Genomic DNA, 13,533 nt, shown 5'->3' with positions numbered 1-13,533 from the left:
GCCCGGTACCCACCCCAGGCATCGAACCGGGACTGCGTCGTCAGGGCTCCAGTCCCGTTGGCACGCGCCACGGCGCTGCCCAGCCCGTCGTGGAGGATGCGCTCCCCACCCGAGGAGAGCGTCAGCCCCGCGAGCACCTCCTGATGCAGCCGCGTGCCACCGATGAGCTGCTCCTCGACGAGCTGCTCCCCCGCCCACACGTAGCGCGTGGTGCCCGAGGCCGTCGTCCGCGCCCGCCGCAGGCCGTCGTAGCCGTACCGGTACTGGGTCTCCGTCGTCACGGACGGAGCCCCGCCCACGCCGGGCTTCTGGTCGCGGACCTGGGCCAGCCGCCCCTCCGCGTCCCAGTCGTAGTGCGTCACGTCCGTGTCCGAGCGCTTCTCGCGCCGCACACGTCCCGAGCCATCCGTGAAGTACTCCGCCACGCGCTGTCCGCTCGACAGCGCCTGGTCATCGATGGACTTCAGTCCACCCGCGCCGTCGAAGCCGTACACCAGGCGCCGTTGCGCCCCCGACGCCAGGTCGTACCCTTCCGTCGACAGCGAGCCGGCGTGGCTCGTGGCGAACCGCGCCCCCAGCCGCGTTCCATCGGCCGCGAGCCTGTACAGCTCCGCCGCGCCACCCGGGTAGCGGACTCCCGTCAGCCGGTCCGCCAGGTCATAGCCATACTCCGTCGGCTCGTTGACCAGGACGCCCAGCGCGTCCGGACGGCGCGCATCCTCCCGGATGCGATTGCCGCGAGCATCATAGGTGTACTCGAAGGCAAGCCGCGGCGCGCTGGGCGACTGGCTGCACTCCACATCCATCGCCACCGTCGTGGCCCGGACCGACGTCAGCCAGCCACGACCGTCGTAGCAGTTGCGCTCGACGAGAGAGCCGTCCGCGATACGCGCAAGCCGACCACCCCCCGGCTCCCACGTCACGGTGCGCTCGCTCTGCTGGACGCCATCGACGCGCATCCGCACGGCGTTGATGCGAGCCAGCGCGTCGTAGCCGAACTCCTCCTCGAGCCGAGCCCCATCCGCCGCGCGACCCGACGTGCTCCGGTGGAGCAAGTCGCTTCCCGTCACATACGTGAAGTCGACCCGGTCATCCTTGTCCGTCGCGTGGTCCTTGCCGCGCTCGAGCCACTCGATGCGTCCGCGTCCGTCGTAGCTGAACCGGTTCAGCACGTTCCCGCTACCACGCGTCTCGTGCGCCTGCACCAGCGAGTCCAGCGCGTCGTAGGCAAAGCCCACACGGCTGATGTCCTGCTGGTCCTCCGACGAAGCCCCAGCGGTGATGGCCTTCCAGACCGGCCGTCCCCGGCCATCCACCAGCGTCTCGGTGATGTCCCAATCACTGCCACCCGACGTTTCCGAGTTGCTCGGGCTCGTCGAGTGCACGACGCCGTTCACCCACGACGACACCCACTCGGAGGTCCCGCGCTTCCGCTTCGTGGTCCGCCCCAGGTAGTCGTACTCGAACGACTCCGAGGGCACCCCACCCGAAGGCCGCTGGATGGCCGTCAGTCGCCGCGCGGCGTCGTACTCGTAGTTGAAGGCCGCGAGCCCCGGCGGCGTCACCCGGCGCACTTCACCGAACGGGCCGTTCTTGTACTCCCACGCCTCCGCGGGCTTCGCGGGGTCCTTCCACACCTTGGCGAGGAAGCCACCCGCGTCGTAGGAGAGGTTCGTCTCCGTCGACTCGCCGCCCTTGCCGAACCACTCGCGCACCAGCAACCCACGCGGCCCATAGAAGTACGCCCGCACGCGCTCGGCCGGGTCCGTCACGCTCTTGAGCCGACCGTCCTGCCGGTACGCCAGGTGGGTGGGCTCCGAGTCCGCGCCAGTGCCCAGGACGAGCTCGGTCAGCAAGCCCTGCTCGTACGTGTAGCGCTTCGACGGCTGCCCCGCGGGCTGCTCGCGGGCAATCAGGCCCACGGCGTCATAGGCCCAGGTGTCCGTCAGCCCGCCCTGCGTCCGGGACTCCATCTGTCCCAGGCCGTTCGTCTCCACCTCGAACTGCCGCGAAGGCAGCGTGACAGGTGGCGAGGCGCTCATCGTCCCCGTCTGGAGCACCGTCACGGTGCGCCCCATCCACGGCGACTTCGTCACGTACTCATACGAGTCCGAGCCCCGCTGCCAGTGCTCTCGAGCCTCCAGCGAGCGGCCCCGGTCATCGAACTTCTTGTGCTCGAACGTGAGCACCGTCGGAGAGCCCGCGCCGCCCGCCGTCTGCTCCGTCGTCACCTGCTTCTGCAGCCAGGGCCCCGCGTAGCTGTACGTCGTGGTCCGGGTGTTCCCGCTCGTGCTCGTCCCGCCACCGGCGACCTCGAGCTTGTCTTCGCGCACCTCCTTGAGGACCTGGTAGCGCGCGTTGAAGTAGCGATAGGTCTTGTACCCGAGCGGGTCCGTCTCCACCGTCGCCGAGTCCGGCACCGAGCCATCCGCGCCCGGCTTCCCACTCAACCCATAGGCATACGTCCAGGTGGCGCCGACGGTGTTCTCCCCCGCGGCCACCAGTTCCTTGCGCGAGAGCTGGCCGAAGGCGTCGTACCGGTAGCGCCAGTCCACATCGGGATGCGGCCCCACCTGGCGCACGGTGCGCCCTTCCCCATCCACGAAGAGCTCCGTGACAGCGGCGGGGTTGGCCGCGTCCCCAGGCTCGTTCTTGCGGTAGAGGTTGCCCGCGGAGTCGTAGTGGTACGTCGTCGTCTCGGTCCCCGACGCATCCGTCGGCACCACCTCGGTCAGCACCTGGCCCCGAGGATTGTACGTGTAGCGCCACCGGGAGACCTGCCCCGAGAGCGTGCGGGACTGCTCCACCAGCCGTCCCGCCAGGTCGTAGTACTCCTCCTCCACCTCGGTGCGCGGCGTCCCGCCGCCCGGCAGACCGATGGTCCGCGTAATCGTCACCTTGCGGCGGTACTCGGAGGCATGCGTCCCATCCTCGTAGCGACGCGTCTCCACGAGCTGCAGCGGCGCCGAGCCCGTCGCCATCGTCCGCGTGTAACGCGTCTGGCGACCGAGCACGTCGCGATACTCGAAGTGCTCGTCCGTCTCCATGACGTGGTCCTGCTGCCGCGTCACGCGCCCCAGGTCGTCATAGTCCGTGGTGACATCGACGCTCGTCGCCGCGCCCCCCGCGAGGTTCGTCTTCGTCGAGCGCACCTGTCCCAGCGCATCCGGAGCGATGTCCAGCACATGGCTGGAAGCGCTGTTGCCGAACGAGCGAGACACCACGTCGCCCTGGAAGTTTCGGCGCCACTCCTCGGTGCTGGCATCTCCGCTCAGTCCGTCCGCGCCCGTGTAGTCCCAATACACGGGCCGACCCAGGAAGTCGTGACCGATGCGCGTCACCAGCCCGTTGTGGTCCGTGATCTTCCGCGCGCTCCCGTTCGTGTCGAACTCCGAGAAGCTCTTCTCCACCGCCGTTGCGGGGCCGGTGGTCGTCCCGGCGCTGACGATGCGCACCGCCAGCAGCCGACCCGACGTGTCGTAGTCGTACTCGCGCTCCACACCCGACGCGTCCGTCGTGGAGACCCACCGGCCGTTGCGCAGGTGCCGCTTGCGCACCGCGATGGCCTCATGGCCGGGAGCGCCGTAAGGCGTGCGCTCCTCCTCGAAGAGCCCGCGCGTCGACTCCTCGCCCTCCGTCACCTCCCAGGTGTCCACCGTGCGAACGGGCGCGGAGCCATCCAGGTGCTCGGTCATCGTCACCCGACGGTTCGCGGGCGTGTACGTGTACGTCCAGGCCCAGCCCTGCGTGGGGGACAACTGCACGCGGTGACGGGTGACACGGCCCAGGCTGTCGTAGCTCCACTCCTCCCAGGTTCCGGTCTCCACCTCCGTGAGCTTCGTGACGTGGCCGAAGTCGTCGTACGTCAGCTCGCGCGTCAGCGTCCCCAGCCCCAGCCCATCCGTGGCATTCGGGTTCGTCACGACGATGCGCTGCGACAACCCCAAGGCATTGGGATGGCTGTACGTCGTCACCTGTCCCTGGGCGTCGGTCTCCGACTCGAGGACACCCGAGCCGTCCGTCTTGAACCGCCGCGTCCCGGTGTTACGCGCCGTCGTCCCGTTGCTGTTGGTGACGGTGACACCCTCCACCTGTCCCTGATGGGTGACGCGCGTGGTGAGGGACTGCGTCCCCGTCGTGGCGGGGGTGATGCGCTGGTCCGGGATGCCGAACTTCTGGTTGGCCGGGTTCGGGAACGTCTGGCGGACCACCTCCGCCTGGGTGCCGGGGGCGATGGGCCCCTGGTACTCATTGCCCCCAGGCGCAGTCACCTTCAGCGACAGCAGCCGGTGCGACGCGTCGATGTCGTAGTCCAGCTTCGACTGGTTGGGCAGCGTCACCTCCTTCGGCGACACCTGGCCATCCGAGCGCCACACCGTCTTGTGTTCGTTGAACGAGCCCACGGTGACGCTCTCGGCGCTGCCGTAGCTCGTCAGGGTGTAGAGCACCTGCACGCCATCGGGCCGCGTCACCGTGCGGCTGCCGCCGCTCGCGTAGACGTACTGGTACGGCCGGGGCCCCTTGCCCGAGTTCGTCGCCGAGTCGATGACCTCCGCGGACTGCACGTGCTCGTAGGTGCGGGACGTCCCGCTGCTCGCGTAGTCGGCGACCCACTGGTCGTGGAACGTCGGCTCGCCCAGCACCGGCACGGGAACCGCCGTCACCTGGTAGCGCGCCGTGCGCAGCTCGTTGACCAGGCGCCACTTGTTGTACCCCGAGCCCGTCTCGGGCAGCGGCGCGTACTCGTACACCCACGCCTGCTGCGGCAGGCCCGTGCGCCGCACCGCGCGCCTCAGGTTGCCCCACTTGTCGTGCTCGAACTCCACCCGGTGGATGGCGTCGTCGTCGTCGGGCGCGTCCTCCGGGTCCGAGGGCAGGTGCTCGTTGCGATACAGCCCCACCGCCGACAGCAACTTCAGTCCCTGCGTCCGCGCCAGAAGCTGGAGCTTCTCCGAGGCCTCGTCCTCGTCGATTTCCTCGTACTCGAACGCCAGCGACACATGCCCGGGCGTCCGCGTCACGCGCAGCACGCGGTCCGAGTCCTGCGCGTACGTCAGCGCCGTCCAGCCCTGCTTCGGGCTGTCCTGCCCCAACCCATCCGAGTACTCGGAGAGCACCCACCGGCGCTGCTCCGCGATGCCCGTGTCCAGCACAGAGGGCCGCAGGAACCGGAACACCATGCCCTGAGGCGTCACGAACTCCGCGCCCGCGCGCGTCACCGTGAGGCTGCCACCGTGCGACTTGTCCGTCCGGCAGTCGCTCGCGGACTGGTCCTGGCGAAGCACCGTCTCGCACCGGGGGAAGTCATACGACTGGCCGCTCAGGACGACGATGTAGCGCCCGAGCTCCTCCTCCACGACGAAGCCCTCGTACGAATGGGACCAGCCCACGCCCAGCGGCGTCATCTCGTTGCGCTGGTTGTTGAAGGTGCGCGAGAAGCTCACGGACTCCGCCAGGTGCGGCACGGAGAAGTCCTCGTGCGTGACGCTCAGGTGGCCACCGGCGAGGTTGACGTTCTCCACCACCGACTGACCCGCCGCACGCGCGTTGACGAAGCTGTAGCGGCCCACCGGCTCGCCCAGCGCCATCTTCACCGGCGCGCTCGCGCCGAACAGGCCGGGCTCCGGCTCCAGCACCAGGAACAGCTCCCGCCCGCTCGACAGCATGTCGTGCATGCGTCCCAGGTCATTCGACAGCGGCAGCGCGAAGCGGCGGGCGCCATTCGCCCCGGGCTTCGTCAGCAGGATGAGCGGCTGCTTGACGCGCGCATCGCCCTCATTCAGGTAGCGCACCACCTCGTACGTCCCGACGCCCGTGTCCGCGTTCTGGCTGTACTTCAGCTCCGCCGCCTTCAGCAGCGTGTTCGCGTTGCAGTCCGGCCCCTCGCACAGCCGGACGATGCCGTTCGTCATCGTCTCCGGTTCAATCGCGAAGTGGGCCATCGCCTTGACGGAGATGGGACGCGCGACCTCCGGTGACGACAGACCCGTCAGTGACGGGGACGAGGACGTCGCCCGCGCCATGGAGCGCTCCAGCGTGTCCTCGCTGCCAGCCGTCACGAAGTCCGTGCGCGGCGAGATGCCGTGGAAGTTGAAGCGGTACAGCACATTGTCCGCGTTCCCGCTCAGGTACAGCTCGAAGTACAGGATGTCCGCAGCCGACAGCACCTCCGGCAGGAACTCCCCGTCACACGTGCCGCGGATGCGGCCGCCCTCGATGACCACCGGACACTCGATGCCGAAGTCGTCCGTGCCCAGTCGCAGGCGGTACTCACCGCTCACCGTGCCCGCGCGGCCCGGCACGTCCGGCTCCTGGAGGCCGTCGATGAGGAACTGGTACGCCAGGTCATCCTCGCTGGCCGAGGGCCTCGGCACACCCGTCAGCACCCGCCCCGCGTCCGGGCTTCCACCATCGGCGCCCGCCTCGTCACCCGGCCGGGCGCTCACCGTCACCTTGCCCAGCTCCAGCACGCGGAACTCGTGCTCGCGGGCGCGGTCATACCGCTCCAGCGCCGAGCCATCCGACTCGCGGTGCCGGTAGACGTTCTTCAGCCCCACCGCCCACTTGGGCAGCTTGTCGGGGTTCGTCTCCGACTCCTCGTCGGGCTCCACCTCGCCGTCGCGGTTCTGGCACTCGCCGGGCTCGCAGAAGTTCGGCGGCGGCGAGTTCACCTCGTCCGGCTGCAGGAAGCCGTCGTCGTTCCGGTCCCGCTCGTACATCGGGTGACCGACGACATGCAGATAGTAGTTCGCGCGCGTCAGGGAGCTGAGCGACACCATCGCTCCGGACTCGTTCTGGTACGTCAGCGACGCCTGCACGGAGGCGGTGTGGCGACCCGGGCGCACCGGGAAGGCCACCACCACCGGCTGCTCCACCGCCGTCTGCGTCACCTGCACCAGCCGGCCCGCGAGCGGAGGGACACCCGGCGGCACGTCCACCACGCGCGGCGTCCCCGTGTCGCACCGTCCCTGCAGGCGCTGGGGCGACGTGGGCGGCAGCTCCGAGCAGAACTGCTCCAGCTCCTCGCCCGGCTCGCCACGGTCTCTCAGGAGGTCGGGCTCGCAGATGCCACCGTCGGCCAGGAAGCCCGCGTCCGTACACTCGGAGCCAGAGGAGCCACCATCGCCGCCACCGGACGCGCCGGCATCCACCACGCCGCCATCCGTGTGCGGCTCGGGGAGCTGACGCACGCGCCAGTGCGTGGCCATCTGCAGGAAGTCATCGCGCGTCGTGGCCGCGCCGCCATGCCGGATGAGCGTGGGGCGCATGGCGACCTGGACACCCTCGGGCGTCATGCGTCGGGCCACGCGGACATCGATTTCGGGCGGGAAGAGCTTCAGGTCCGCGGGGATGCCCAGCTCGGTCTGCGTGCACCGGGACAGCGTCATCGGCTCGCCCAGCTCCGTCACCTGGAGCGGTCCGCCGGCCTCGTCGTCGGCCTGGCAGCCGCCGGTCTCCGTGCGGCTCACGCGGTTGATGGCCGGCACGATGACGGACGTCATGCCCGAGTAGCCCGTCGCGTGGTTCACCGCGAAGACCACCAGACGGTCGCCCGGGTTCAGCCGCAGGGTGTTCGTGCGGTTGTCGCGGCAGTTGCCGTCGTAATAGCCCTGGTCCTCCGCGCTCAGCCCACCGGCATCTGCACCGCCCAATTGCCGGTCCAGCTCACGGCAGCGCTCACGCGCCATCTGCCGGATGCGAGCCGCCGGGCCGGTGCGCACGCGCGCGTAGTAGCCGTGCGGCGCATCCTCCGTGGGTCCCTGCGTGCAGGCCACGCCATTGGGCGTGCCCGCGGCGAACGTCGCAATGGGGTGCTCCAGGTCATCCGCGCGGAAGAAGTGGACCTCCGTCGACTTCACGTCCTTGAGCGCGATGTCGGTGTACTCGCCCTGCACGGGCGCCTTCTGGCTGTGGGCCTCCGGGTCGCAGTTGAGGGCCAGCGGCTCGCCGTGGCGGTCCACGAACGTCAGCGCGCCGTACAGCATGCGCACGTCCACCAGGATGTCCGCGCGCGTCGTCCTGCCGGGGTACAGCCAGTACGTCTGCGAGCAGACGGGGAACTGGTTGAGCGTGGGCGTGTAGTGCATCACCCCGTCCTCGCCCAGGCGCTCCACCATGCGCGGGCCGGTGGGAATCTCGGTGCAGGAGATGCCCATCTCTCCGCCCATCAAGCCCGGCACGGGGATGCCGTAGCCGCCCGACGCACCCGTCGTGCCCGCCGAGCCGCTGCCGGGCCCCGTGAGCGTCACGCGCAGGTTCTTGAAGCGCACCGGGCTGTGGACCGCCTCGTCCCCGGACTCGGAGAAGGTGTCCTCCAGCGTGCGCAGCCGCAGCTTCGCGCTCGCCGGGCCGCCATCTGCGGGCTCCACCACCAGCTCCGCCTCGAACTTCATCAAGCGGTGCGTGGACTTCGACTGCGCGGACAGCGTCAGCGTCGTCTTGCCCACGGGGAGCGCGACGCGAGGCGCCAGCGCGGCCTCACCCTCGCCCTCCGACTGCCAGGCGCCGGCGGTGGGCTCGGGCAGGTTGCCCGAGGGCCCCTGCGCCACGAGCTTGACGAGCACCGTCTCCGGATTCTCCACGTCGTACGGGTCCGAGGAGACGAACTGCGAGCGGAAGTCGAGCGCCAGCGTGTACGGCATCGCCACCGTCTGCTCGGACGCGGGCTGTCCCACCGCGGGCAGCGCGGGCGCACGCACCTCCAGCTCGAGCTGCCGCTCCAGCGGCGCGCGCACCGAGCCCAGCACCGCGCCGGGCACGGCCATCCCGAGCATCGTGTCGAAGGCGTTGTACCCCGCCAGGTCCAGCCCACCGAGCTGGGCATGCGCCTGGGTCACCATGAAGTTCGTCATGAACTTCTTCCAGAGCGGCTCGGTCGGAGTGCTCCGCGGCCTCGAGCCCTGGAACTCCTCGCCCTCCTCCGTGCCCGCGTCTGGCAGCGAGAGCCCCAGCGCCTGGGCGACGGCGACATGCTGTTCGTCGTTGAGCGGCACGTAGCCGATGAACTCCAGCGACGTGAGCCCCAGCGGCGCCAGCGGCTCCAGCGTCTTGCCGTTCGGCGACACCTGGGCGAAGCCCACGCGCTTGAGCACGTGGCGCTGCGGGTCATGTCCCAGCACCAGGGCCAGCCGTCCGACGGGGAGCTGGGCGCGGTTGGGGAACGTCACGGACACGGTCTTCTGCAGCCGCACGCCCGCGGGGCCTATCTGCCACAGCGCGCCGAGCGCCGCGCGACCCTCCATGGGCAGCGGCAGCGCATACGGCTGGAGCTCCGTGGCGGTGACGAGCCCGCGCGTCATGCCGTCCTCGAAGAAGAGCCCATCCTCGGGCACGTCGATGTGCAGGTCGGGCTGACGGTCCGCGAAGCGCAGCGCCATGGGGTGCAGCGCGTCCACGACCTGCGCGGACGCCATGTCCACCGCGGTGAGCACCAGGGGCGCGTCCAGCGTGTCGGCCTCGTGGTTGACGAACAGGCGGCGACGCAGGCTCGGGTACGTGGCGCCCTCGGACGTGAGGCCCCCCTCGTACCGCATCACCACTTCCCCGCCCCGGGGGCTGAACAGCGTCCAGTTGCCGTCGGGCCCCGTCACGGTGGAGAGGCTCGTCCCCTCCATCGAGACCTTCACCCCGGGCAGCGGGCGGTAGTCCGCGTCGACGACGTAGCCGCGCACGCGCGTGAGCGGCCTGCGCACCGTGAAGTCGCTGGAGAAGTCGCCCGCCATGCCCGGCGGAGTCTCGGGCGCCAGGCCCTGCTTCACCTCGACCGTCAGGCGGGCGCCCTCGGGGAGGGGATCTCTCGCGATGAAGGAGACCGTCTGGGAGCCCGGCACCACCGAGTAGCCACCCGGCAGCGGCGTGGACTGTCCCTGGACGCGGACGAGGAAGCGCTCCGACAGGCCCGTGCCCAGGATGGGCTTGTTGAAGGACACGCTGATGAGCGCGTCGGGCTCCACGCCCTGCTCGCCGGCGCGGGGCGACACACCGGTCACCACGAGCGGGGCCTTGCTCGCCTCCAGGTAGCGCACGGTGACGCTGGCCGAGCCCACCATGCCGCTGGCTTCACCCTCGGGAACCTGGGTGTCCTCGGCGGTCACGTGGATGACGTTCTCCCCGTGGGACAGCGGCACCTCCGCCGAGTACACGTCCGTCGTCGACGTCACCGTGCTCGTGCCGATGCGCACCTCGCGCAGCGGCGCGGCGCTCTCGACGCGGGCGCGCACCGTCACCACCGCGTCCTCGGACTCGGAGCGCTGCGCGGGCTCGAGGATGGTGACGCGCGGCGCGCCCCCCCGGAGGGTCAGCTCCACGGACCGCTGGCTGCGATTGCCCACGACGTCGGACGCGGTGACGACCACCGGCGTCGGCGTGTTGGGGACCAGCTGCACGTACGCGCTGAACGCGCCCGCGATGACGCGCGCGGGGGTGCCATTGACCAGCACCTCCGTCAGGTGCCGGTCTCCGGCGGTGCCCTGCAGCAGGTAGGGAGAGCGTGAGAGGCGATTCCACGCCTCGGGAGGCGTGGGCTCGGTGAGCACCAGGTGCGGCGGCGTGCGGTCCACCGCCACGGCGCGCGTCTGGGTGTGGCCGCGCCCCCGGGCATCCGTCACCTTGAACTGGAGGTCGTGGTCACCATCATCGAGCGTCAGCGCGCCCGTGAAGTCGCGCCCGTTCACCGCCACGCCGACGCCCTGCACGGTGACGCGCAGCGGGAGCGTTCCACCCTCGACATGACCGCTGACGACGAAGCGGGCGCCGCCGTACACGCCGCCCTCCACCGGCGCCTCCACCACCAGTATGGGGTCGGGCTCCACGCCGGGCCCCGCGTCCTGGGGCGAACCCTGGCCGCCACCATCCGGAGAGGCCGTGCCGCCATCACTCGACGCGCCACCGCCAGCATCCGGGCGAGCGCCCGCGTCCGGCGTCCCACCATCCGCCTCCGCGCGCGTGAGCGTGCGGACGACCTCCTCCGTGGCGCCATGGTTGTCGCGCGCGATGATGGAGATGGAGCGCGTCTGGCCCGGGGACAGCGACACGACGTGCGAGAAATCACCCGAGGCCGAGACGGTCGCTGGCGCGCCATCCACCGTCACGGTGACGGTGCCCAGCGGCTCACCAGCCTTGGCGTTGCCCACCACCGTCACCGTGGCCGTGGTGACGACCATGTCCTCCGCGGGCGAGGTGACGACGAGCGTGGGCTTCGTGGCGCTGACGCGGACGGTGCGGGACACCGTCTCCACGTGCCCGTGGGCGTCCGTCGCGACGAGCGTCAACGTGTTCACTCCGGCGGTCAGCGTCACGCGGTGGGAGAAGCTCCCATCCGACGCGAGCGTCACCGGGGCCCCGTTGAGGGTGAGCGTCACCGGGGACGAGTCCACGACGCGGCCGATGACGTCGGTGAACAGCTCCGCCACCTGGACGTTGTCCTCCGGTGCGGTGACGATGATTTCGGGCTTCTTCGAGTCGCGTATCAGCGAGACGGCGTGTCGGGTGACGTTGCCGGCCTGGTCGGTCGCGACGACCTCGAAGAGGTTCGTCCCCTCCACCAGCGCCAGCGACGTCCGATAGCGCCCGTCGCCGCCAGGGGAGAGCTCCGTGGCCCCCAGCTCCACCGTCACGTTCGACCAGGTGTCCGTCACCTGGAGCACCAGCTCCAGGCTCTCCTGGGGGGTGCTGGTGCCATCCGCGGGGCTCACCCGCGTCACCACGGGGGCCGAGCGGTCCACCGTGAAGTGGACCGTCCGCGAGTCCTCGTTGCCCAGGTCGTCCGAGGCGGTGACGACCAGCGTGTGAGGGCCCTCCCCTGTCACGGGCGTCCCACGCTCGAAGGGTGCGTCATCGAGCGTCGCGGACGCCGTCACCGTGCCTTCATCCATGACGGTGTAGTTCGGCGTCACCGTCTCCTTCGTGATGAGGCCCTCGGAGACACCCGTGATCGTGATGACCGGGGCCTGGGCGTCCACCCGGAACTCGCGCCGGACCTCCGTGCGGTTCTGCGCCCGGTCGAGCGCGACGGCGACAAAGACATGGGGCCCATGGGCGGTGATGGGGTCACCCGACGTGTACGGCGCTCCGTCCAGCGTTCCCGTCACCGACAGGAGGTTCGAGTCGGTGGCGGAGAAGGTGATGGCCACGGGCGCGGCGTAGCGGCCACCCTCCTCCACGCCGGTCACCGTCACCGTCGGGTCCGTCCGGTCGATGGTGAAGGTGTGCTCCTGCCGCGTGACGTTTCCTGCCTGGTCGGTGGCCTCCACGATGAGCGTGTGGGCCCGCTGCTGGGTGATGGGGTCGCCACTCGCGATGGGATTCCCGTTGAGCGTGGCGGAGATCGACACGCTCGTGAGCGAGTCCGTGGCCTCGAACCTGGGAACCACCTCCTCGACGTCCACCACGGGGCTGCTCGGCAGGCCTGTCACCGTGAGGACGGGGGGCACCGGGTCGAGGATGAAGTTCACCACCTCACGGGAGAGGTTGAAGAGGTCGTCCTCGGCGGTGACCTCCAGTGTCAGGTTGCCCCAGATGGGTGTGGCATCCCCGCTGTTGAACGACTCGCCGTTCAGCCGCGCGCGCAAGTCGACGGGACCTCGCGAGTCATCCGTCGCGCTGTAGTGGATGACCACCGAGGACAGGTTGCTGATGAAGCCCTCGTGGACCCCTGTGATCGTGATGACGGGCCCCAGCGCATCCACGAAGAAGTTGCGCGTCACGATGGACGTGCGGCCGAAACGGTCCTCCGCGGTGAGCTGGAACGTGTGGGCCCCATGGGTCGAGATGGTGGTCCCCTGCTCGTAGGGCACCCCGTCGAGCGTCGCGACGACGGTATCCAGGGTCAGATCCGTGACGCTGAAGAGGATGACGGCGCTGGGATACCGGCCGCCGTTCGCCACGCCGCTGACGGCCACCACCGGCGCCGTCCAGTCCAGGATGAAGTGGAGCTCCCGGGTCGTCGCGTTGCCCGCGGCATCCGTGGCGGTGACGACCAGCGTGTAGGCCCCCTCCGTCGAGACGGTGGTGCCACTGGTGAAGGGCTGGCCGTTCAGGGTCGCCACCACGGTGGGCGGCGTCCCCGTGTTGTCCGTGGCGCTGAAGCTGATGGTGAGCGGGACGTCGCGCTCCCATCCCGCGTCGACACCGGACACAGAGAGGACGGGCGCCGTCGTGTCGAGGCGGAAGCTCCGCGTCACCGTGGTGGTGAGCCCCATGGTGTCCGTGGCGCGGACGACGAGCGTGTGCGCGCCCTGGCTGGAGACCGTCACGCCGCTGGTGGCGGGGTTGCCGTCCAGCCACGCCTCCACGCGCGTGGCGCTCTGGTCCGTGACGACCCACGTCAGCGTGGGCGGCACCTTGACCGAGGCGTCCGGCGCCACCCCGCTCACGACGATGACCGGAGGCGAGGCATCTCCGGCGACCGCCTGACGGACCTGCTCCACGCGAGGCGCTTCGCTCGCGGCGGAGGTCTCGGGACGAGACCGCTCCTGGCCACACCCCAGCCACAAGCCGAGGAGGGCCACCACCCACACGCCACGACCATTCATG

Annotated in this window: 1 protein-coding gene; it reads right to left on the bottom strand. The window is 70.2% G+C overall.

Translation table 11 applies throughout. The features are described from left to right. The coding region (locus tag FL311_RS20510; protein WP_194869285.1) for a DUF6531 domain-containing protein at positions 1–13,532 on the bottom strand (13,532 nt) is incomplete at its 3' end. Position 13,533 lies beyond the last annotated feature (1 nt).

Source organism: Myxococcus sp. AB025B (assembly GCF_006518215.1).
GTDB classification, from domain to species: Bacteria; Myxococcota; Myxococcia; order Myxococcales; family Myxococcaceae; genus Myxococcus; species Myxococcus fulvus.
This window is presented reverse-complemented; position numbering and strand designations above follow the sequence as displayed.